Genomic DNA, 21,691 nt, shown 5'->3' with positions numbered 1-21,691 from the left:
ATTGAAACCTATTCTATAATATCATATAACAAACCAGAATTTTTTTCAATAGCTTTCGGACGGGCTGTGGATAAAACATTGTGGATAACTTGTGTATAAGTAAGGGGAAATCCTGTGAATGACAGTTGATAATCCCCAGTTTCAATGAAAACCGGCGGTAAATGGATTGCTTTCTTTTGTGAATAAGTGAATAACTAAATTCACAATATACACATACAAAAATCTGGAAAATCAAAGGAAAAAATCCACAATAAAATGGATTACTTTGGAAAAATATCAAGTTATCAACAACTTATACACAAACTGTGGATAAGATTATGTAAATGTGGGGAGAGGTTTAATGTATGTGGATAAAACAGAAGAAAAATTTGTGGATAACTTTATTTTTTTTTATATTGAAATAATACTTGACGAAATCATTGATTTTCCTTATAATTAAAACGATGTCCTATTTTAGAATTGCCTTAGTGTGTTCTGAAGAAACAGAACAAATTTGAAATAAGGAGGTGTATGTTTCATGAAGATGACATTTCAGCCCAAAAAAAGATCCAGAGCCAAGGTGCACGGCTTCAGAGCAAGAATGAGCACAGCAAACGGCAGAAAGGTACTGGCTGCCAGAAGAGCAAAAGGAAGAAAAGTATTATCCGCTTAGGTCGCAGTTATGTGACCTTTTCTTCTTTCTAAAGAAAGGTGAATTAGATGGGAAAGATTCATTCTTTAAAGAAGAGTGTGGAATTTCAGAGGGTATATCGCAGGAGAAGGTCTTTAGGGAATAAGTACCTTGTGATGTACCTTGCAGAAAATAAGACTGCAGATTTGAGATTAGGAATATCGGTCAGCAAAAAGGTGGGGAACAGCGTTGTGCGCCATCGGCTTGCCAGACTGATCAGGGAGAGTTTCCGGTTGAACATGGACGCATTCAGGACAGGATATGACATCATTTTTGTAGCCAGACCATCGGCTAAGGGACAAGGATATACAGAAATAGAGAGCGCCATGCTGAATCTCTGCAGGATGCATGGTATTTTGAGTTTGGAAGAATCGAAGTGAGCATTATGATAAAAAAGGTACTGATCTCCTTGATCCGGTTTTACAGAAAGTTTTTATCGCCTTTAAAAGTAAAGACTCACTGCATTTATACGCCCACCTGCTCTCAGTATGCCATTGAGGCATTAGAAAAATACGGTGCGGTAAAGGGTTCTTGGCTGGCCTTCAAAAGGATATTGAGATGCAACCCATTTGCCAAAGGCGGATATGACCCTGTTCCCTGACAGAAGGAGGTAAATTTTTGGAATTTTTATTGTTAACGAAGAGTACGGCTTTTCTGATTGGCCCCATAGCAAATTTGCTGGGTGTAATTATGGATTGGATTTTTCAGGCCTGCGATCTGGTCGGAATAGCCAATATCGGTCTTTCTATTGTTCTTTTTACACTGATTGTGAGGCTGCTGATGCTGCCTATGACGATCAAGCAGCAGAAATATTCCAAGCTGAACGCAGTGATGCAGCCTGAAATACAGGCGATCACCAAGAAGTATAAGAACAAAAAAGATCAGGAATCCATGATGAAGATGAATGAGGAGACTCGCGCCGTATATGACAAATATGGGACGAGCCCCACCGGAGGATGTCTTCAGCTGATTATTCAGATGCCTATCCTGTTTGCGCTGTATCGGGTAATCATTAATGTGCCTGCATATGTGCCGAAGCTGAAGGATATGTATCTTGAAATTGTACATGTATTACAGGGTATAAAAGATTATAATGTGAATGAACAGATGATTGAACTGGCAAAGCAGCAGGGGTATGCCGGCGTTTCCAACGCGGATGAACTGTTGAATTCGGACAAGATTGTCGATGTTTTGTATCAGTTTGACGCGGATGAATGGAATAAATTTGAGCAGATTTTCAATGATCCTAATCTGACGAATACGGTGAATCAGTACGTTCCTATTATTGATAAGATGAATAATTTTCTGGGAGTGCCTTTGGCCAGTACCCCAGGATTTGGATTTCCCGGGATTCTGATCCCGATTATGGCCGGTCTGTTCCAGTGGCTCAGCACGAAAATGATGACCACTGTTCAGCCTGCCAATTCTGAAGATCCCACTGCAAAAACAATGCAGACCATGAATATTATTATGCCTCTGGTTTCGGTATTTTTCTGCTTTACAATGCCGGCAGGTCTGGGCCTGTACTGGGTGGCAGGCAGTGTGGTTCAGATTATTATGCAGTGGTTTATCAACCGTTACTTCAACCAGGTTGATGTGAATGAAATTATTGAGAAGAACCTGGAAAAACAGAATAAAAAGCGCGCTAAGAAAGGGCTTCCTCCTAAGAAGCTTAATCAGGTAACGCAGAAGACGGTGAGAAACCTTCAGGATGCTGCTGAAATGGAATCACAGTCCAAAGATAAAGCTGCCAAGAGAGAAGAGCAGATTAAAAAGTCTACGGAATATTACAGTTCCAATAATCCTAAGCCTGGCAGTCTGGCAGCTAAGGCAAATATGGTGAAACAGTATAACGAAAAGCACGATAAGAGCAAAAAGTAACCCATAATTGATTTTATCAGGGGGTATAAATATGGCTGATTTTATTCAGATTTCTGCTAAGACAGTGGATGACGCTGTAACAAAAGCTCTGATTGAGCTGGGAATTACCAGCGATAAACTGGAATATGAAGTAATTGAAAAGGGATCTACCGGACTTTTGGGATTCATCGGAAATAAGCCTGCTGTAATTAAGGCCAGGAAGAAATATGATATGATGGATGAAGGAAGGGAGTTCCTGGAAAATGTATTCCGTACCATGGGTATGGAAGTGAAGATTGACATGTCCTTTGATCAGGAAGAAAAAGTCGTGAATATTGATCTCAGCGGCGGAGATATGGGAGTGCTCATTGGAAAGAGAGGACAGACGCTGGATTCTTTGCAATATCTGGCGAGCGTTGTCATCAATAAGAGGACCGATGAGTATATCAGGGTAAAACTTGATACAGAGGATTACAGAAACAGAAGAAAAGAAACGCTTGAAAACCTTGCAAAGAACATTGCGTACAAAGTAAAGAGAACAAAGCATTCTGTTTCTCTGGAACCCATGAACCCTTATGAAAGAAGAATTATTCATTCCGCTCTTCAGGACGATCCCTATGTTACTACGAAAAGCGAGGGGGAAGATCCTTACAGGCATGTAGTGGTTATGCTGAAAAGAGATAAAGACAGAAAAAGGTTTTACAAAGATAAACCTATACAGAAATAAAAATATGCTGCCGCGGTAAACGGATGATCCGCCGGCTGCAGTGAGTACCTGGCTGGAAAGGCATGCATATCAGTTTATGCATGCCTTTCCTTAACCCGGAGGTCAGACTGGAAAGAGGTAAATATGGAACAGAGAACCATTGCTGCAATAGCCACGGCAATGAGCCCAGGCGGGATCAGTGTAATCAGGATCAGCGGTCCTGAGGCTTTTGAAGTGGCGGACAGGGTGTTTCGTTCAAAAAAGGCTGGAAAAAGGTTATGTGAACAGGAAACGCATACGATTCATTACGGATATATCTTCAGGAATGAAGAAATGATAGATGAGGTTCTGGTTTTGCTGATGCGGGGGCCGAAAAGCTATACGGCAGAGGATACAGTTGAGATCGATTGTCACGGCGGGGTTCTCGTGACAAAGAGAATATTGGAAACAGTTTTGGAGAACGGCGCAAGTCCTGCGGATCCCGGTGAGTTTACCAAAAGAGCGTTTTTAAATGGAAGGATTGATTTATCCAGAGCTGAAGCAGTTATGGATTTGATACAGGCAAAAAATGAGTTTGCCAGGAAAAATGCGGTCAGCCAGCTGAATGGAAAATTATATTTTAAAATTAAGGATTTTCGGGATATGATATTGGATGGAGCCGCCCAGATAGAAGCCGCGCTGGATGATCCCGAACAGATTTCTTTGGAGGGGTTTTGTGAGAAGCTGGATCAGGATTTAGACGGTATCTGTATTGGGTTAGATGAAATGCTGGCAGATGCGGATAATGGCAGGATGCTGGCGGAAGGGATCAGGACGGTTATTCTGGGCAGGCCTAACGCAGGGAAATCTTCACTGTTAAATTTATTGGCAGGGCAAGAGAGGGCGATCGTCACAGAGATTGCGGGAACCACCAGAGATACCTTGGAAGAACAGATACTTCTGGGGGGGATTGGCTTTAGATTGGTAGATACTGCAGGTATCAGGAGTACGGAGGATATTGTGGAGAAAATCGGGGTATCTAAAGCTATGGAACAGGCTGAGAACGCAGATCTGATTCTTTATGTGGTTGACGGTTCCATGCCTCTGGATGAAAACGATGAACAGATTATCGGAATGATCCAGGATAAAAAAGCTGTTGTTCTTCTTAATAAATCTGACCTGCCGCTCTATATTTCAGAGGAGGAGCTGAAGGAAAAAACCGGTAAAAAGGTAATAACGGTTTCTGCTAAGGAATTTACTGGTTTTAAGCGGCTGGAAAATGTGCTGTGCGAAATGTTCCTTCATAGAGAAGTCCAATATAATGACGAGGTATGGATTACTAACATTCGCCAAAAAGAAAATCTGAGGCATGCAAGAGAAAGCCTGCAGCTGGTAAGAGAAAGTATTTCTCAAAATATGCCGGAAGATTTCCTTACCATAGATTTGATGAACGCTTATATGGAATTGGGGTATATTTTAGGTGAAGAAGTGGAAGACGATATGGTTGACCGGGTGTTCAGCAAGTTTTGTATGGGAAAATAGAAATAAACATTGCAGAAAAGTAAGAAAAAAGAATGAGGTACATTATGCCTGTAGTTGAAGAATATTATGATGTAGTTGTGGTAGGAGCCGGGCATGCGGGCTGTGAAGCTGCTTTGGCATGCGCCAGAATGGGTCTGGAAACAATTATGTTCACTGTCAGCGTTGACAGTATTGCATTAATGCCCTGTAATCCTAATATAGGCGGGAGTTCAAAAGGCCATCTTGTCAGAGAGATAGACGCGCTGGGTGGCGAGATGGGAAAAAATATAGATAAGACCTTTATTCAGTCAAAAATGCTGAATGCTTCTAAAGGTCCCGCTGTATACTCTCTTCGCGCGCAGGCGGACAAGCAGGATTATACCAGAGAAATGCGAAGAACATTGGAGAATACAGAAGGCCTTCATGTACGTCAGGGTGAAGCGGCTGAGATTATCGTTGAAGGCGGGAAACTGCAGGGAATTAAGATGGCCTCAGGTGCGATATATCGCTGTAAAGCAGCAGTCCTGGCGGCAGGTACCTATCTCAGGGCCAGGTGTATTTATGGAGAAGTGAGCCAGAATACTGGGCCGAACGGATTACAAGCCGCAGTTTATCTTACCGAATCTCTTCAGAAGAATGGAGTGAAAATGAGGCGCTTTAAAACTGGTACGCCTGCCAGAGTGGATAAAAGAAGCCTTGATTTCACAAAAATGGAAGAGCAGTTTGGGGATGAGAGGATTGTGCCTTTTTCCTTTGCTACTGATCCTGAATCAGTTCAAAAGGACCAGGTATCCTGCTGGCTTACTTATACCACACCGGAGACTCATCAGATTATAAGGAATAACCTGGATCGTTCACCGCTTTTTTCCGGTGCGATCGAAGGAACCGGGCCGCGGTATTGCCCCTCAATTGAAGATAAGGTGGTGAAGTTTGCGGATAAGGAAAGACATCAGGTGTTTATTGAGCCGGAAGGACTATATACAAACGAAATGTATCTGGGAGGGTTGTCAAGCTCACTTCCTGAAGATGTACAGTATGAAATGTACCGTACAGTGAAGGGTTTGGAGAATGTAAGAATTGTAAGGAATGCTTATGCGATTGAGTATGACTGCATAGATGCCCTTCAGCTTAATCCTACACTAGAGTTTAAGAATATCACGGGATTATACAGCGCGGGACAGATAAACGGAAGTTCAGGATATGAAGAAGCAGCAGCCCAGGGATTAATTGCCGGAATTAACGCGGCCCTGAGCATTCAAAATAAGGATAGACTTGTATTGGATCGTTCTCAAGCCTATATAGGTGTCCTGATTGATGATCTTGTAACAAAAGAGACTCATGAGCCATATAGAATGATGACTTCCAGAGCAGAGTACAGACTGCTTTTGCGTCAGGATAATGCCGATATGAGATTGACGGAGATAGGTTATCGTGTTGGTTTAATTGATGAGGATCGTTATCAAAAATATCTTACCAAAAAAGAGATAATCCAAAGGGAAATGGACAGGCTTCGTCAAATACATGTGGGTGGATCTGAAACAGTACAAAATTTTTTGGAAAAGCATAACAGCACCTTATTGAATAATGGATCTGGTATGACTCTCGCTGAACTTTTGAAACGCCCTGAGCTGAATTATTTTTTGTTAGCTGAGATAGATCCTGTCAGACCTGTAATTCCGCGGGATGCTGCAGAGCAAGTGAATATTAATCTAAAATATGAGGGGTATATCAACAGGCAGATGAAACAGGTAGAACAGTTTAAAAAACTCGAGAACAGAAGACTGTCCTCTGGCTTTGATTATACTGCTGTTAAAGGATTACGTAAAGAGGCAGTTCAGAAGCTGGAAGCATTTAAGCCGGCTTCAATCGGTCAGGCTTCAAGGATATCAGGAGTTTCCCCCGCAGATATATCTGTGCTGCTGGTCTATCTGGAACAGAAAAGGAGAGAAGCATGAAAGAATATTTGGTTTCTTCTTTTCAGAAAATAGGATTTGATTTGTCAGATATTCAGGTAAATCAATTTTGCAATTATTATGAATTGTTGATAGAAAAAAATAAAGTTATGAATTTAACTGGAATTACTGAATTCAGCCAGGTGGTACAAAAGCACTTTATTGATAGTATTATGTCATGGAAAATAATTCAGAAATTTTTTGAAAACAAAGATGAAAATCGACAGGTAAAACTAATTGATGTCGGAACAGGCGCTGGTTTTCCTGGAATACCTTTGAAAATTTTATTTCCAGATTTAAATGTGGTATTGTTGGATTCCTTGAATAAAAGAGTCTTGTTTTTAAAAGAAGTAATTGAAAATTTGAAGCTGGAAGGAATTTTTGCTGTACATGGAAGAGCCGAGGATTTGGCGAGAAATACAGAGTTTAGAGAACAATTTGACCTGTGTGTATCCCGTGCGGTTTCAAATTTGTCCACATTATCAGAGTATTGTATCCCTTTCTTGAAAGTAAATGGAATTTTTATTTCGTATAAATCAGGCGGAGTAGATGAGGAGCTTCATAATGCTGCCGGGGCATTGAAACTATTATGCTCGGAGGCAGTACAGGTTCACCGTTTTGATCTGCCAGGTTCTGATATTTCAAGAAGTCTTGTTGAAATATGTAAAAAGAAACCAATTTCCAAAAAATACCCTAGAAAGGCAGGATTGCCTGGAAAGGAACCATTGTCATAATGTTCCACGTGGAACATATTTGTTGTATTGAAAAAGTATTCTCTATACAACATCCCCTTCAGGGAGATCGCGCTTAGGCAAATCAAATATGTAACAGAAGCGACATGATGCAGCAGGCGGGAATTCCCGCCTGCGTAGTTTTTTTTATACAGTACATGCTAAAAGCGTAATATTGTATCTGCCAGACTAGATGCATCTTCTAAAACAGGAAAATCTTTACACCCACTAATAAGAGTAGATTCAATTGCAGGATTTAATTCCCGGTATGATGAAATAATATCATCCATAAATTCTGAATCTGCGCCTCCAATCATAAAAATACTGTTGTCTATCTCACGGAGAGCCTTATTTACATTAAAGTTAGTATACCTGCCTTTTATACTGGCATATAAGGATTTACTGGCACTGCTTCCAAGATGTGCCCCTTCATGATAGCGGCAAACAAGCTGGGATATATCATTCTGGCTGCAGTCAGCAAATTTACTGTAAAACATTTCCTTCAACGATTTTTTGCTGAACGCAATATTATAGATCATTGTTCCTAATACTGGAATATCTAAAATATTCATATATAACTTAGAAATTTTTGTTGGAATCTGAGCACATGCTTTTAAGGATTCCGGGCTGATAAGAAATATTTTATCAAAAGAATCAGGAGAATTTAAGCAGGCAGTCAAAATCAGAGAACAAGAACTTCCAGTTGCAGCAACATTTGTGCGGCGCCCAATTACTTCTTTAATAAAATCATTAATCAGCTGGCTGTACATAAAGTTCGTATAAACCAGGTTTGGCTTTTCGGAACGGCCGCATCCTAATAAATCAAATACATATACACTATAATGTTTTGAAAGCTTTGCTATACAGTTTTGCCATTCATAGGAACTGGAAGCCGGACTCAGGTCATGGACTAGAAGAAGCGGCTGCCCCTGTCCATATTTTTCATAATATACAGATCCAAATCTCCATTTATAAAATTGACCTTGCTTTTTTTCTAATAAATTACATTTAATCGCATTTTTAAAGATAAGTTTGTTTACAGCTGCGGCAGCAGCAATGGTGGCTGTGGTCAAGGCGATTGCAGTAAATACTTTTTCTTTTCCTTTCATAAAAGCCTCCTGTCAGTTGTTTTGCAGTAATTTTATCAATATCTCTTATTATATATGATTTCTATAAAAGATACAAGGCCAGATAATATTTGTTATGTTCCACGTGGAACATTTTTATGTAGCCAAAAACATAGATTGGTGTTATACTTCTATTTGTAATGTCTGTCAATCAATAAATTGGAGAAGGAAAATGACCAGAGTAATTGCAGTAGCAAATCAAAAAGGTGGAGTGGGAAAAACAACAACAGCGATTAATCTTTCTGCATGTTTAGCCGAAGCAAATCAAAAAGTTTTGGTTGTGGATATTGATCCTCAGGGAAATACCACCAGTGGGTTCGGGGTAGAAAAAGAAGGACTGGAAAATACAGTATATGAATTGATTTTAGAGGAATGTAAGATTGAAGAATGTCTGCTGGAAAAAGTTCTGGATAATTTAGATTTAATTCCTTCAAACATTAATTTATCAGGCGCCGAAATAGAGCTGATTGGTGTAGAAGAAAAAGAATATATTTTAAAAAAACAAGTAGATCAGATAAAAGAAAAGTATGATTTTGTGATTATAGATTGCCCTCCCTCCCTTAGTATGTTAACAGTAAATGCAATGACTACTGCGGATACTGTTCTTGTGCCGATACAGTGCGAATATTATGCTCTGGAAGGTTTAAGCCAATTATTACATACAATAAATTTAGTAAAGGAAAGGCTGAATCCCGAATTGGAAATGGAGGGGGTTGTCTTTACAATGTATGATGCGAGGACAAATCTCTCATTACAAGTTGTTGAAAATGTAAAGGATAACTTAAAACAGACAATTTATAAAACCATTATACCCAGAAATGTTAGGCTTGCAGAAGCGCCCAGCCATGGAGTGCCTATAAATTTATATGACAGCAAATCTGCAGGTGCAGAAAGTTATAGGCTGCTGGCCCAGGAAGTAATTCAGCGTGGAGAGGTAGAAGAATGAAAAAAGGCGGTTTAGGGAGGGGATTGGATTCATTGATCCCCAATACAAATATCGAAAAGAAAAATGACTTACAAAAAAGTCAGATAACAAAAAGGGAAAAAGAGGACCAAAAGTCAGAAATGATGCTGCGTCTGTCAAAAATCGAACCAAACAGGAGACAGCCCAGAAAGCAGTTTGACGAGGATACTCTTGTGGAATTGGCGGAGTCTATAAAACTATATGGCGTGATCCAGCCATTAATTGTTCAGTTAAAGGGAGACCACTATGAAATAATTGCAGGAGAGAGAAGATGGAGAGCGGCAAAACTGGCAGGGCTGAAAGAGGTGCCGGTGATGGTGCGGGAATATACGGATAAGGAAGTGGCTGAAATTTCGCTGGTAGAGAATCTGCAGAGAGACGACCTCAATCCGATTGAAGAAGCAATGGCCTATCAGAGACTTTTAAAAGAGTTTAATTTAAAGCAGGATGAGGTGGCAGAGCGAGTTTCTAAGAGCAGAACAGCGATTACCAATTCTATGCGTTTACTGAAGCTGGATGAAAAAGTGCAGGAATTTATTGCAGAAGGGTTGATTTCTACCGGTCACGGGAAAGTGCTTTTAGCGGTTGAAGATAAAGAACTGCAGAGAGAAATTGCCAGGCAGATTATTGATGAAAAACTCAGCGTAAGAGAAACCGAAGCAGTTGTCCGGTTATGCCTGAATCCCAGACCTGTAAAAGAAGAGATAGAACTGCCGCATCAGGAAATCTATGTGGATTTTGAAGAAAAAATGAAACAGAGGATGGGGACAAAAGTAAAAATAAAAAGAAAAGAAGAAAATAAAGGGAAAATAGAAATAGATTATTATTCCTTAGAAGATTTTGAACGATTAATGCAGCTGTTTGGTATATAAAGGAAGGAGGATGTATGAGTTTTTTAACGGAGAACCCAGAATATCTTCTGTTTGCAGTAGCAGCATTGCTGATGCTGGTAATAGTTCTTTTCATTATGGTCACATATCTGACGGCAAAGTACAGTAAACTGGAGGCCAGATTCCGTATTTTCACAGAAGGCAAAGATGGAAATTCCCTGGAAAAAATGATACGCGAGGCAGTTAAGGCGTCTAAAGGACTTCGGGGAGAAGCGGAAGAGATTCACAAAGAGATTGATAAATTAAAAAGTAAAACAGCTTTATGCTATCAAAAAGCAGGGGTTTACCGCTACGATGCATTTGGGGATATTGGCGGAAGGCTCAGCTTCACCCTTGCTCTGCTGGATCAAAATAATGATGGGTTTCTGATCAGCTGTATGCATGGCAGCGAAGGATGTTATACATATCTGAAAGAAGTGGTAAAGGGGGAGGCCTTTGTGGCGATCAGTGAGGAAGAGCAGACTGCTCTTGAGGAAGCCCTCAAATGTGAGAAATATGAATAGACTGCTAAAATTTTAACAAATCTCTGTGCAAATGGACGATTGACATTTTTTTAACGATATCATATAATAAGTCTGCAAGCTAACAAATGGGAATGATGACTTCAAAATTGGAGGACAGAAAATGGAGAAGAAAAAGGTAGAATCACCCAAGGCTGTAGACAGTCTGGAATCTCTGCAGATCAGAATGGATGAGATCCGCGCAGCGCAGAAGGAATATGCTTCCTTTACTCAGGAGCAGGTGGATAAGATCTTTTTTGCCGCTGCAGTGGCAGCGAACCAGAAGCGTATTCAGCTGGCTAAAATGGCTGTTGCGGAAACCGGCATGGGCATCGTTGAAGATAAAGTAATTAAGAATCATTATGCGGCAGAGTACATTTATAACGCATATAAAGATACAAAAACATGTGGTGTGATTGAAGAAGACGCTGCGTTTGGCACGAAAAAGATCGCAGAGCCTATCGGGCTGATTGCAGCGGTAATTCCTACGACAAACCCTACTTCCACTGCGATTTTCAAGTGCCTGCTGGCTCTGAAAACCAGAAATGCGATTATCATCAGCCCTCACCCCAGGGCAAAAGGCTGCACCATCGAAGCAGCCAGGATTGTGAAAGAGGCTGCCGAGGCTGCGGGCGCTCCTGCAGGGCTGATCGGTTGGATCGACGTACCCTCTCTGGAACTCACAAATGAAGTGATGAAAAATGCTGACATTATCCTGGCCACAGGCGGCCCGGGAATGGTGAAAGCAGCCTACTCATCCGGAAAGCCTGCTTTGGGCGTAGGCGCCGGAAATACCCCCGTTATTATCGATGAGACTGCGGATATCAAGCTGGCTGTGAACTCCATTATTCACTCCAAAACATTTGATAACGGCATGATCTGTGCTTCCGAACAGTCCGTAACAGTTCTGGAGCCGGTATATAAAGAAGTGAAAAAAGAATTTGCAGACAGAGGCTGCTATTTCCTGAAAAAGGATGAACTGGATAAGGTGCGTAAGACCATCATTATCAATGGCGCCCTGAATGCAAAGATTGTCGGCCAGAGCGCGCATGCCATTGCAAAACTGGCTGGAGTAGAGGTGCCGGAAAGCACAAAGATTCTGATCGGTGAAGTGGAATCTGTGGATATTTCTGAGGAGTTTGCCCATGAGAAATTATCCCCGGTTCTGGCTATGTATAAGGCAAAGACTTTTGATGAAGCCATTGCAAAAGCAGAACGCCTGGTAGCCGACGGCGGTTATGGCCACACCTCTTCTCTGTATATTAATGTGAATGAAAAAGAAAAAATGGCGAAGCATGCGGCTGCCATGAAGACCTGCCGTATTGTGATCAATACCCCCTCCTCCCATGGCGGTATCGGAGACCTGTATAACTTTAACATGGCTCCTTCCCTGACGCTGGGCTGCGGTTCCTGGGGCGGCAATTCCGTATCCGAGAACGTAGGCGTGAAGCATCTGCTGAATGTGAAGACGGTAGCGGAGAGGAGAGAGAATATGCTTTGGTTCAGAACACCCGAAAAGGTTTACTTTAAGAAAGGCTGCCTGCCTGTGGCTCTGAGAGAGCTGAAGGATGTTATGGGCAAAAAGCGCGCTTTCATTGTAACAGATAACTTCCTTTACATGAACGGATATACAAAGTGCATTACGGACAGACTGGATGAAATGGGCATTACCCATACAGTATTTTCTAATGTTCAGCCTGATCCCACTCTTGCAAATGCGCAGGAAGGCGCAAAGGCAATGGCAGCTTTCCAGCCTGATGTGATCATTGCACTTGGCGGCGGTTCTGCAATGGATGCCGGTAAGATTATGTGGGTGCTCTATGAACATCCTGAAGTGGACTTCCAGGACATGGCGATGCGGTTCATGGATATCAGAAAGAGAGTATACACTTTCCCTAAAATGGGTGAAAAGGCTTACTTTATTGCAGTTCCCACTTCTTCCGGTACAGGTTCTGAGGTAACGCCCTTTGCAGTTATTACAGACCAGGAGACAGGCGTAAAATATCCTCTGGCGGATTATGCGCTGCTGCCTAATATGGCAATTGTGGATACAGACAACATGATGAGCCAGCCTAAGGGGCTGACCAGTGCATCTGGCGTGGATGTTCTGACCCATGCGCTGGAAGCATATGCATCCATTATGGCGACTGATTATACAGACGGCCTTGCCCTGAAGGCAATGAAAAATGTATTTGATTATCTGCCCAGAGCCTACGATAACGGCAGCGATGTGGAAGCAAGACAGAAGATGGCTGATGCATCCTGTATGGCAGGTATGGCCTTTGCAAACGCTTTCCTGGGCGTATGTCATTCCATGGCTCACAAGCTGGGCGCGTTCCACCATCTGCCTCACGGCGTGGCAAATGCCCTGCTGATCGATATGATCGTAGATTTCAATGCTGCAGAATGCCCTACAAAAATGGGGACTTTCTCACAGTATGCTTATCCCCATACCATGGAGAGATATGCAGAATGCGCCAGATTCTGCGGTTTCGGCGGCAAGACAGATGAGGAGAGCGTAAATAACCTGACTGAGAAAATCAGGGAGCTCAAGGAGAAAGTTGGAATTAAGAAGACCATTAAAGATTACGGCGTAGATGAGAAGTATTTCCTGGATACTCTGGATGCGATGACGGAGCAGGCTTTTGATGATCAGTGTACCGGAGCTAATCCCAGATATCCTCTGATGAGCGAAATTAAGGAAATGTATCTGAAAGCTTATTACGGAGAATAAAGACAGGCGGAGGTTACTGCAGCCGGTCTGAAGAATAAGCGGCGTTCCGCAGGTGAAGCAATCGCCTGCGGGGCGCTTCTTTTTACTCATTTATAGAAACTGCGGTCTTTATAAAACAAAGCCCTCCGGGGGATGAAAAAGGATCAAATTGCGGCTGTTAAATTGCCAATAAAAAGAGGAGATTGTGGATGAAACCATTTTTTCTGGAAGTATGTGTGGACAGCCTGGAATCTGCGCTGGCTGCCGAAGCTGGGGGTGCAGACCGTCTGGAGCTTTGCGCTAATCTTGTGATCGGAGGAACTACCCCCGGCAGCCGGCTGTTTGAGCAGATAAAGGAAAAAACCAATTTGCCGGTGAGAGTGTTGATTCGCCCCAGATTTGGGGATTTTTGTTATACATCTGCGGAGATAGAGCAGATGGAGGAAGATGTCCGGCATTTTTCAAAAACAGGGGCGGATGGAATTGTTATCGGATGCCTGCTGCCGGATGGTGAACTGGATCAGGCTGGGATGAAACGGCTGATTGGAGCAGCAGCACACTGTGGAGTTACGCTGCACAGAGCGTTTGATGTCTGCCGGAACCCGGAGCGTGCGCTGTATCAGGCGGAGTCGTTGGAGGTGGATACGATTCTCACTTCCGGGCAGGAGGGATCGGCGGAAGAGGGAATAAATCTCATCAACAGGCTTCGTAGCATGAGCAGGAAAGTGGAAATTATGGCAGGCGGAGGAATTTGCTCTGAGACTGTAACGCGGATGCTTCCGGCCTTTTTCAATAATCCGGAAAATTTGGACAGGCCAGTATTGTTTCACATGTCGGGAAAAAAGGTGGCAGACAGCCCCATGCAATACAGGAATTACAGAGTATCTATGGGAATGCCGGGTATCAGTGAATTTGAACGCTGGGAAACATCTGAAAAGGAAGTAAGAAAAGTAAGGGAGATTTTAGAACAATGGCAGAAAAATTAAGCCTTAAATTTTCAGAAAAGATTTACGGTCAGATCCAAGAGCTTTATTCCCGGCGGCTGTCCGGATGGGACAGTAAAAAAGAGGAGGTACAAAATTTTCTGGAAAGAAATTACCTTTGCAGAGAAGAGGAGCTGTGCATGAAATTTCTTTATTCCTGCGCTCCTGTACAGGATTTGCTGAGTTTCTCGCCGGAATGGTTTTTCCTGCAGGTGCGCCAGGCTCTGAAGGCTGCGGAAAATCTTTTATTCACGCAACAGATTCCTGAGATCATGTGGCTTAGATATGTTTTGATGTACAGAATTAATGATGAAACTCCGGACTTGTCCAGAAAGATACTGTATCAGGAATTATTTCCCCTGGTAAAGGGCAAGCCGGCCAGGGAAGCTGCCCTGGCGGTCAATGAATGGTGCTGCAGCCGGGTGTCTTATGAGCCGACGGATAACAGAACTCTGGGGGTTGAAGGGATTTTGAAAAGAGGGGCTGGACGGTGCGGCGAAGAATCCACCCTTGTGACTGCGGCTCTGCGCAGCGTCGGGATACCTGCAAGGCAGTGCTATGCTGTAAAGTGGGCCCATTGCGACGGCAACCATGCCTGGGCGGAAGTCTGGACAGGAGATGGCTGGCACTATATGGGGGCCTGTGAGCCTGAGCCGGACTTAGACAGGGGATGGTTTACATCCGCGGCTTCCCGCGCCATGATGATCAGAACCAGGAGCTGGTCACTTCTTCCAAATCAAACGGAAGAGGAAGAAGAGGCAAAGCCGGCAGGAAAACTTTTTTCCTGGATCAATGTGACGGGGCGCTATGGAAGCACCGGGATGTTAAGAGTGAAAGTGACAGACAGGGGCAGGGGAAAAAGCGGCGTTCAGGTTAAATTCTTTGTGGTAAACTACAGCAGGCTTTCTGTAATTTACCAGGGGACGACGGATGATTCCGGTATGATATCCTGTAAATTTGGGTTAGGGGAATTATATGCAGAAGCCTGGGATGGGAGAAAACTGTGCGGAAAAAAGGTCTCTCTTCAAAATGCAGCTCAGGGCGGGGTTGAAATTCATTTAGAGCTGGAAGAGGGGTATTGCCCTGAGCATGAAGAAAATAACGTACATTTTTCATTAAGGCCGCCAGAGGAAAAGATCTTTTATGAAGAAGAACCTGCAGGGGATTTTCAATACAGGCTTTTGCAGCTGGACCGTCAGAGAGCGGAGAGACGGGAAAACTGGAGGATTTGCAAAACTGTTGGAAACAAAGCCAGAGGAAACTGGGAGGAAATCCTTAAATTTCAGGAATTTAAGGAATTTCAGGAAGAAGAAAAACATCTTCTCCTTTCAATTTTGAATGAAAAGGATCTGTCCGATTGTACCGCGGACGGTTTGAAAGAATTACTGGAATCAGCTCTTCCTTACCGGGACAGGTATCCGGCTGAAGTCTGGGCTGACGGGGTACTGAATCCCAGAGTCAGCAGGGAATTTTTGTGGCCGGTGAGAAAACAACTGTCAGAGGAGCTGCGCAAAACAGGGATTGAATTTTCTGATTTCCGCCAGGTTCAGGAATATCTTGAGGGGAATCTGCGGATTTTAGATGCAGGCGGATTTGAAGGCTGGACCGGGAATCCTTTAGAAATGCTGAAACAAAAGACCGCAGTAAGAAGCGATGTCCAGGTACTTTTAATCAACTGCTGCCGCAGTCTGGGAATAGCGGTCAGATATTCGGAAAACCTGGGTATGGCTGAAATTTGGGAAAATGGTGAGTGGATACCTGCTGACCGGAAGCAGCGTATATGTAAAGTGATTTTAAAAAGCAGGGAATTGATAGAATACGGCACACAGGCTGCTGTGTCCATATGGGAAGAAGGCAGTTTCCGGGCACAGGAAAAAGTTGAGACAGAAGAGGGAAAAGACTGTGTTGTACGGGTCAGGGCGGGATTTTGCCGGATACTTACATCCAGGAGGCAGATCGACGGAGAGGTCAGCTGCCAGATGCGGGATACGAAAGTTCAAAATGATACAGAAATATTTTTAAGCCTGGCAAAAGACAAAACGATGGAGAAAAGAAAAAAAGAGGCTGTAACGTCTCCCGGAAAAAAACGGATTGTAGTATTTGCTGATCCGGGAAAAGAGCCTACAGAGCATTTGCTTCAGGAATTGCTTCAGATTCAGGAGGAATTAAAGGAGAATCAAATTGAGACTCATATTCTGCTGGAAGAAGGGGCAGATCATAAACAGGAAACTCTGCTGCGGATTTTGAAAGAGCTCTGGCATGCAGAACGGAAGGACAAAAATGACTATCCTCCTGCCGCCCGGCTGCGGCTCAGAATGGGGGTAGGCGACAGACGGCTTCCCTTTGTTTTGGCTGTGGATGAGGAGGGGATGGGGAGATTTGCCTTTGCCAATTATCAGATTGGGACAGCGTCAGCTCTGCTCAATATACTGAGAGGTTAGTTTTGGTAAATGTGGAATCAGGACTTGCAAAAGCTACGGAGCTGAATTATAATAAGCGAAAAGCGTTGAAAGGAGCAGCGGAATGCACAGCTATTTAAAAACTATTGGATTTCGTTCCTATCAGAATAAGAGGCAGATCCGCCAGCTCCTGCAGCTGGCTATGGAGAAGCCTGATACGATGCATCTGGTCCAGACAGACATGGACAGCACGATGGCAGTGCTGACAAGGGAAGTTGCAGAAGGAATCGGACTGGCGCTGTATGGTGAGATGGATGAAAACGGGCAGTTTCAGATGGAATACTATTATCCCTATATGGTTGGGGATGAAATCAGCAGCGTGAGCGAAACTGTGATTCAGAAACAGGGCAGCAGAGATTCTTTTGCAGGTATGTATGAAGATTACAGGGTTGGAATGACGCTGATCTATTTTCTCACCAATGTGTTTCAGATGAAGGAATTGTTTTCCAGGACCGGGAAAGAACCAAAAGTTTTATCCACCAGGCTGGCCGGGCTGGCCAGCGAAGGGAAAATAATTTTGCCTGTCAGGAAATCTACCATGGAACTGAAGCAGGCGAAAGTCCTGTCAAGACGCAGGGAAAAACTGATTGAAGAGGCAAAGCAGGGAAATGAAGAAGCCCTGGAAGATCTTACGATTGAAGAAATGAATACCTATGCCAAAGTAAGCCGCCGTCTGGAAAAAGAAGATCTTTATTCTATTGTTGATTCTTTTTTTATTCCCAATGGGGTGGAATGCGATCAGTACTCTGTAATGGGAGATATTCAGGGCTGCGAGACCGTGAAAAATAAGATCACCGGAGAAGAACTGGTGCGCATGTCGCTGCTGTGCAACGATATTTCCATACAGGTTTTGATTAACAGGGAGGACCTGCTGGGCATGCCTGCCCCTGGATTCCGGTTTAAAGGAAATATCTGGCTGCAGGGCAGCGCAGAATTTCAAGTTAATAGTTGACTTTTCCGCAGTTTTCCGTTAGAATATAGGTTGTTTGTACAGCATCCTGTATTCTGACGGGAGCGGAAGTGCATACAGTTATGAGTCGCTATAGCTCAGCTGGATAGAGCGACCGCCTCCTAAGCGGTAGGCCGGAGGTTCAAATCCTCTTAGCGACGTTATAAAAACTGCTGAAAATTCTGGATTTCCAGAGTTTACGGCAGTTTTTTCGTTTAACCTGGCATTATTTTTTACTTCTCCGATTGTTGTATGTGTTTTCGGATTTCCAATTCATATTTCTGACAATAGGCATAGCTGTTTCGCATAAAATCTTTGATATTCTGGCTCTTGTACATCGCGTCCAGCGTGTCGAGGATCAGCTTGCCGTCCACTGTCATATCGAAGAAATACGGATAGATACAGCCGCCGTTTTCTCTGGGATAATAAGGATTGATGGAACTAAGGCGTTTATCACTCATAACAGACTCGACAACCATCTCGCTCAGAATCCATTTAAGCGACGGTTTTTCATATTCCTTGCAGGTGTCATGGAACAGGCTATTCCATATATAAAACCAAACAAAATGAATGATTTCATGTATTGCGGTACCGATGGCGCCTTTTTCACTGTTCAAATAAAACACCTCAAAACACCGTTTCTTCAGAAAACGAGGGCTTATGGGGTTCATGCAGATATTACACTGCAGATCATTAAACAGTTTTGTACAATCAATTTCAAAAGCATCCGAAAGTGCAGCCTCAATCTGCCCTTTACAGTTTGTCCAGTGACTGGAATACAGAGCAACTTTTTGATTGATTATATTTTCCAGTTCGAAATATTCATCACGCAATATTCGTTCCAGGTAAGCAGATCTTTCAGGAAAAGGCAGATTCATAGAAAAATCCCTGTCTAGCCTTGGATAGAAATGATAGAGTGGTTCCGACCAGAACGCAGACATTTCCTCCGTCTGGAATTCCATAATAGATTGAATCATATATTCCACACCGGGATTTATAAAATTTATTTCCATTCAGTTGTACTCCTTGCTTTTTATTCAATTACCTTCAGAACGTTTCCTTTTTGGTCCGTGATCCTGGTAGGGACTAACTCTACAGTCAGCGGAAAGGATGCCAGAGGATAGACGCCGGCATGAGGCTGGAGAGCGGCGCACAATTCTGTAAGAGCCTGTTCCGGAAGAGTCAGAGCCAAACATTCATCCTCCAGAGTGACGAGAGCCTGTTTTCCGGATTGGAACTGTATTAAAGTATTTTTACCTTGAAGACACAATGCCTTCCCTTTGCCCACTCTGGCCCGGAGCATATTTTTCAGTATCCGGTCATGGCCTGCGCCCAGCCGAATCCGGGCATGGTTATCTTTCAGGCTTACGCCTACTTCATCCAGATATAGGAATCCCGTTGAGGAGCCATCCTGCTCCATGCCATTTTGGCATATGTCCCGGAAAGCAGATACTTCCATTTGAGACCCGCGGGCAAGATCAGTGATACACAGAGGAATTTGCTCTTCCAGAGCCGCCAGAAATTTTTCACCATTCCAGCACATCATAGCTTCCATTTCATTGCCAGTGATTCCAATTGCCTGTAAAAAGGCCATGCGGCCGTTGGGAGTATCCATTTCTCCCAGTTCCGGGTCCACCCGGAAGGCTAAAGCAGTGAGTAAGGTATCAGTCTCTAAAGCAATAGGACCATTGCAGTCAATGTAATGTCCTGAGGAAAAAACATTTCCGCTGGAAAATATATAGCGTCCCAGATTTTGCAGAAGGCTGACGGGCCAGGAAGGGGGCTGTTCTTCTCCGCTGCGTTTCAGGCGGAAAGTCAATTCGAAGCCGTAACCGCTTACATCAGGGGTATCATTTTCTTTTTCATAGAGTTCAGAAAAGCCATAGGTAATGTAATGCCAATGTGGGACGCCGCGCTCGCTTTCCCAGACCTCTACGCCGTCCAGCGGATCGCCGCCGCCCAGGGAATAGGGAATGATGGTGCCGTAATAAGTCCCATCCTGGCTGGGATATAATTGTTTCATTTTTTCAGAAATGGCGTCAAAACCTGCCTGTCCCAGTTCAATTTCATCATTCATGGGATCTCTCCTTTTATCTGTGTGTGTTTACCCCACAATATCTGCTGTAGTGGGACCTTCCTCCAGGGAACCGCAGACCTGAACTGCATGTCCCCAGAACATATCATCATCGTTATAGTAGGCGGTAAAACTGCCGCCGGAACCAATGGAAAGTTCCGACAGGGTTATGCGTTTTGAAAAGGATTCCTCTGTAATGCCTGCGGATTCCTGGTTTTCATCATCATCTTCCAGCCAGTCATTGGCCAGTTCAGTCAGTTCACGCGCGGCAAAGGCACGCATGGCGGTTTCCCAGGATTCTTGGCCCATGACCATTGCTTTCGCTGCAGTGAAGACAGCGTCCCAGGAGGACCTTTTTTCCGAATCAATCTCCAGCATGAGCGAAATCTCTTCTTTGTTCCACCAGAGAGAAGTTTCAAATATATTAAGCTCCCGGTTGAGGGTCAGCGTTCCCAATATCTTGTCTTCAATGACCACAGGCCTGCTGTACTCTTCCAGAACTGCTTCCAGCTGCGGGCAGGACGCTTTTGATTTCAATATCTTGGTAACACACCAGCAGTTAAACTTTTCTGGATCCATATGCGCCGGCGCCTGATCGTCCAGGAGCTTTCTTACCTTAATCCGGCAAATCTGCCCTTTCTTAAACTTCTTCCAGGCTTTTCCTTTATTTTTTTCTTTTTCTGTAACGGGCCACTTCAGCCGTCCTTCCTGGATTTTGACTTTTCCTGTATCACAGAATACCATCCCCAGTGAAATCGCCGTCATCTCCCAGAAACCGCTGTTATATCCGGCGCCCAGGCAGTTCCGTACCAGAACAATTACTTCTTGTTCCTCCGGGGCGTATTTTTCATAGAATTTTTTAAACATAGATACTCTCCTTGTTTTTCAGTATACTCTATTTTAAATAATAAGTACAATACAAAAATGAAAAACAAAACCGGACTGAATACTTGATAAAATCCAATATCCTCCAGTTGACAAAACTATTTAAATTAGTTAAAATAAGAACAAGAAAAGCTTTGGAGGAATAAAATGGCGCGGGCAGGGCTTGATAAAAACATTGTGATAGAAAAAGCTGCACAGCTGGCGAATGAGCTGGGATTCGAAAATATATCGCTGAAACTGCTGGCGGACAGGCTAAAGGTCCAGCCCCCTTCCCTGTATAATCACATCAAAGGGCTGGATGATCTGCAAAATGAATTAATGCTGTACGGCTGGCGGCATATGGAAGAGAAAATGATTGAGGCAGCGGTGGGCGTCAGCGGATATGCTGCCTGGGAAGCGGTATGCAGGGCGTTCTATAGGTATGCCACCTGTAATCCAGGCGTCTTCAGCGCGATGCTATGGTATAATAAATATCAGGGCGAGGAAGCGCTGAAGGCGACTGAAAGATTATTTTCTGTATGCTTTAAAATTGCGTCTTCGCTGAATATTTCAGAGGAAAACTGCGGTCATTTAATCCGAACTTTTCGGGCGTTTTTAGAAGGATTTTCCCTGTTGGTCAACCACCAGGCATTTGGGGATCCGTCGTCTGTGGAGGAAAGCTTTGAATTGTCACTGAAGGTGTTAACAGCAGGAATGAAAACATTAGAAGAAAGTCAGGAGTGACAGGT

The 21,691-nt window shown here is 43.5% G+C and carries 20 protein-coding genes and 1 tRNA gene; 17 read left to right on the top strand and 4 right to left on the bottom strand.

Going from position 1 to position 21,691, the window contains the following annotated elements; all coding sequences use genetic code 11:
- Positions 1-517: 517 nt before the first annotated feature.
- From rpmH to rsmG, 8 genes are all read left to right on the top strand, one after another.
- Complete coding sequence (gene rpmH / locus EV209_RS10785; protein WP_117767944.1) at positions 518-652, top strand: 50S ribosomal protein L34; 135 nt, start codon at positions 518-520, stop codon at positions 650-652.
- Between the two features lie 47 nt (positions 653-699).
- Positions 700-1,050, top strand: coding sequence for a ribonuclease P protein component (gene rnpA, locus EV209_RS10780; RefSeq protein ID WP_130435473.1), 351 nt, complete (start codon positions 700-702; stop codon positions 1,048-1,050).
- Positions 1,051-1,055: 5 nt separating this feature from the next.
- Positions 1,056-1,271, top strand: a complete 216-nt coding sequence (yidD, locus tag EV209_RS10775) for a membrane protein insertion efficiency factor YidD (protein ID WP_130435472.1) — start codon at positions 1,056-1,058, stop codon at positions 1,269-1,271.
- 17 nt (positions 1,272-1,288) lie between these two features.
- The gene (locus tag EV209_RS10770; protein WP_243647573.1) at positions 1,289-2,551 is read left to right on the top strand and encodes a YidC/Oxa1 family membrane protein insertase; all 1,263 of its coding nucleotides are present in this window, start codon (positions 1,289-1,291) and stop codon (positions 2,549-2,551) included.
- 31 nt (positions 2,552-2,582) lie between these two features.
- Positions 2,583-3,257, top strand: a complete 675-nt coding sequence (gene jag, locus EV209_RS10765) for an RNA-binding cell elongation regulator Jag/EloR (RefSeq protein WP_130435471.1) — start codon at positions 2,583-2,585, stop codon at positions 3,255-3,257.
- Positions 3,258-3,380: 123 nt separating this feature from the next.
- Positions 3,381-4,757, top strand: a complete 1,377-nt coding sequence (gene mnmE / locus EV209_RS10760) for a tRNA uridine-5-carboxymethylaminomethyl(34) synthesis GTPase MnmE (RefSeq protein ID WP_130435470.1) — start codon at positions 3,381-3,383, stop codon at positions 4,755-4,757.
- Positions 4,758-4,801: 44 nt separating this feature from the next.
- Entirely contained in the window at positions 4,802-6,691 is a 1,890-nt protein-coding gene (gene mnmG, locus EV209_RS10755) for a tRNA uridine-5-carboxymethylaminomethyl(34) synthesis enzyme MnmG (protein WP_130435469.1), read from the top strand.
- Entirely contained in the window at positions 6,688-7,422 is a 735-nt protein-coding gene (gene rsmG / locus EV209_RS10750) for a 16S rRNA (guanine(527)-N(7))-methyltransferase RsmG (protein WP_130435468.1), read from the top strand. The genes mnmG and rsmG overlap by 4 nt, the downstream gene beginning before the upstream one ends.
- A 158-nt stretch (positions 7,423-7,580) precedes the next feature.
- Here the strand turns inward: rsmG and EV209_RS10745 are convergent, their stop codons facing one another.
- Positions 7,581-8,528: an alpha/beta fold hydrolase gene (locus EV209_RS10745; protein WP_130435467.1), complete on the bottom strand. Its 948-nt coding sequence runs from the start codon at positions 8,526-8,528 to the stop codon at positions 7,581-7,583.
- 190 nt (positions 8,529-8,718) lie between these two features.
- Between EV209_RS10745 and EV209_RS10740 the strand changes: the two genes are divergently transcribed.
- The 8 genes from EV209_RS10740 to EV209_RS10705 all read left to right on the top strand — a co-directional run bounded on the left by EV209_RS10740 (position 8,719) and on the right by EV209_RS10705 (position 18,165).
- Positions 8,719-9,492: a ParA family protein gene (locus EV209_RS10740; RefSeq protein ID WP_130435466.1), complete on the top strand. Its 774-nt coding sequence runs from the start codon at positions 8,719-8,721 to the stop codon at positions 9,490-9,492.
- Positions 9,489-10,382 carry a ParB/RepB/Spo0J family partition protein gene (locus tag EV209_RS10735; protein WP_130435465.1) on the top strand — a complete coding sequence of 298 codons (894 nt, stop codon included), beginning with the start codon at positions 9,489-9,491 and terminating at the stop codon, positions 10,380-10,382. The genes EV209_RS10740 and EV209_RS10735 overlap by 4 nt, the downstream gene beginning before the upstream one ends.
- A 14-nt stretch (positions 10,383-10,396) precedes the next feature.
- Positions 10,397-10,903 carry a DUF4446 family protein gene (locus EV209_RS10730; RefSeq protein ID WP_130435464.1) on the top strand — a complete coding sequence of 169 codons (507 nt, stop codon included), beginning with the start codon at positions 10,397-10,399 and terminating at the stop codon, positions 10,901-10,903.
- Positions 10,904-11,024: 121 nt separating this feature from the next.
- Positions 11,025-13,634 (top strand): bifunctional acetaldehyde-CoA/alcohol dehydrogenase, encoded by a 2,610-nt coding sequence (gene adhE / locus EV209_RS10725; RefSeq protein ID WP_130435463.1) that lies wholly within the window; start codon positions 11,025-11,027, stop codon positions 13,632-13,634.
- A 188-nt stretch (positions 13,635-13,822) separates the two neighbouring features.
- Complete coding sequence (locus EV209_RS10720) at positions 13,823-14,599, top strand: copper homeostasis protein CutC (RefSeq protein ID WP_130435462.1); 777 nt, start codon at positions 13,823-13,825, stop codon at positions 14,597-14,599.
- Positions 14,584-17,037 carry a transglutaminase-like domain-containing protein gene (locus EV209_RS10715; protein ID WP_130435461.1) on the top strand — a complete coding sequence of 818 codons (2,454 nt, stop codon included), beginning with the start codon at positions 14,584-14,586 and terminating at the stop codon, positions 17,035-17,037. The genes EV209_RS10720 and EV209_RS10715 overlap by 16 nt, the downstream gene beginning before the upstream one ends.
- Before the next feature lie 82 nt (positions 17,038-17,119).
- Positions 17,120-18,007, top strand: a complete 888-nt coding sequence (locus EV209_RS10710) for a DUF3881 family protein (protein ID WP_130435460.1) — start codon at positions 17,120-17,122, stop codon at positions 18,005-18,007.
- A gap of 84 nt (positions 18,008-18,091) precedes the next feature.
- Positions 18,092-18,165 (top strand) — tRNA-Arg (locus EV209_RS10705).
- A gap of 72 nt (positions 18,166-18,237) precedes the next feature.
- Here the strand turns inward: EV209_RS10705 and EV209_RS10700 are convergent.
- Genes EV209_RS10700 through EV209_RS10690 form a run of 3 tightly spaced genes read right to left on the bottom strand, consistent with a single transcriptional unit; the run spans position 18,238 to position 20,945 of the window.
- Positions 18,238-19,017: a hypothetical protein gene (locus EV209_RS10700; protein ID WP_130435459.1), complete on the bottom strand. Its 780-nt coding sequence runs from the start codon at positions 19,015-19,017 to the stop codon at positions 18,238-18,240.
- A gap of 20 nt (positions 19,018-19,037) precedes the next feature.
- Positions 19,038-20,081 carry a suppressor of fused domain protein gene (locus tag EV209_RS10695; RefSeq protein WP_130435458.1) on the bottom strand — a complete coding sequence of 348 codons (1,044 nt, stop codon included), beginning with the start codon at positions 20,079-20,081 and terminating at the stop codon, positions 19,038-19,040.
- A 27-nt stretch (positions 20,082-20,108) separates the two neighbouring features.
- A complete protein-coding gene (locus EV209_RS10690; protein ID WP_130435457.1) occupies positions 20,109-20,945 on the bottom strand; it encodes a DUF2262 domain-containing protein in 837 nt (278 codons plus the stop codon).
- Positions 20,946-21,110: 165 nt separating this feature from the next.
- On the opposite strand from EV209_RS10690, the gene EV209_RS10685 reads away from it, so the two are divergent.
- Positions 21,111-21,686 carry a TetR/AcrR family transcriptional regulator gene (locus EV209_RS10685; RefSeq protein ID WP_130435456.1) on the top strand — a complete coding sequence of 192 codons (576 nt, stop codon included), beginning with the start codon at positions 21,111-21,113 and terminating at the stop codon, positions 21,684-21,686.
- Positions 21,687-21,691: the final 5 nt, after the last annotated feature.

The organism is Cuneatibacter caecimuris (genome assembly GCF_004216775.1).
GTDB lineage: Bacteria > Bacillota > Clostridia > Lachnospirales > Lachnospiraceae > Cuneatibacter > Cuneatibacter caecimuris.
The sequence above is the reverse complement of the archived record's forward strand: the minus strand, read 5'-3'. Positions and strand labels throughout refer to the sequence as shown.

Coding starts and splice junctions, on each gene's coding strand:
- rpmH (WP_117767944.1), top strand. CDS start 518: ATGAAGATGACATTTCAGCCCAAAAAAAGATCCAGAGCCAAGGTGCAC.
- rnpA (WP_130435473.1), top strand. CDS start 700: ATGGGAAAGATTCATTCTTTAAAGAAGAGTGTGGAATTTCAGAGGGTA.
- yidD (WP_130435472.1), top strand. CDS start 1,056: ATGATAAAAAAGGTACTGATCTCCTTGATCCGGTTTTACAGAAAGTTT.
- jag (WP_130435471.1), top strand. CDS start 2,583: ATGGCTGATTTTATTCAGATTTCTGCTAAGACAGTGGATGACGCTGTA.
- mnmE (WP_130435470.1), top strand. CDS start 3,381: ATGGAACAGAGAACCATTGCTGCAATAGCCACGGCAATGAGCCCAGGC.
- mnmG (WP_130435469.1), top strand. CDS start 4,802: ATGCCTGTAGTTGAAGAATATTATGATGTAGTTGTGGTAGGAGCCGGG.
- rsmG (WP_130435468.1), top strand. CDS start 6,688: ATGAAAGAATATTTGGTTTCTTCTTTTCAGAAAATAGGATTTGATTTG.
- EV209_RS10745 (WP_130435467.1), bottom strand. CDS start 8,528: ATGAAAGGAAAAGAAAAAGTATTTACTGCAATCGCCTTGACCACAGCC.
- EV209_RS10740 (WP_130435466.1), top strand. CDS start 8,719: ATGACCAGAGTAATTGCAGTAGCAAATCAAAAAGGTGGAGTGGGAAAA.
- EV209_RS10735 (WP_130435465.1), top strand. CDS start 9,489: ATGAAAAAAGGCGGTTTAGGGAGGGGATTGGATTCATTGATCCCCAAT.
- EV209_RS10730 (WP_130435464.1), top strand. CDS start 10,397: ATGAGTTTTTTAACGGAGAACCCAGAATATCTTCTGTTTGCAGTAGCA.
- adhE (WP_130435463.1), top strand. CDS start 11,025: ATGGAGAAGAAAAAGGTAGAATCACCCAAGGCTGTAGACAGTCTGGAA.
- EV209_RS10720 (WP_130435462.1), top strand. CDS start 13,823: ATGAAACCATTTTTTCTGGAAGTATGTGTGGACAGCCTGGAATCTGCG.
- EV209_RS10715 (WP_130435461.1), top strand. CDS start 14,584: ATGGCAGAAAAATTAAGCCTTAAATTTTCAGAAAAGATTTACGGTCAG.
- EV209_RS10710 (WP_130435460.1), top strand. CDS start 17,120: ATGCACAGCTATTTAAAAACTATTGGATTTCGTTCCTATCAGAATAAG.
- EV209_RS10700 (WP_130435459.1), bottom strand. CDS start 19,017: ATGGAAATAAATTTTATAAATCCCGGTGTGGAATATATGATTCAATCT.
- EV209_RS10695 (WP_130435458.1), bottom strand. CDS start 20,081: ATGAATGATGAAATTGAACTGGGACAGGCAGGTTTTGACGCCATTTCT.
- EV209_RS10690 (WP_130435457.1), bottom strand. CDS start 20,945: ATGTTTAAAAAATTCTATGAAAAATACGCCCCGGAGGAACAAGAAGTA.
- EV209_RS10685 (WP_130435456.1), top strand. CDS start 21,111: ATGGCGCGGGCAGGGCTTGATAAAAACATTGTGATAGAAAAAGCTGCA.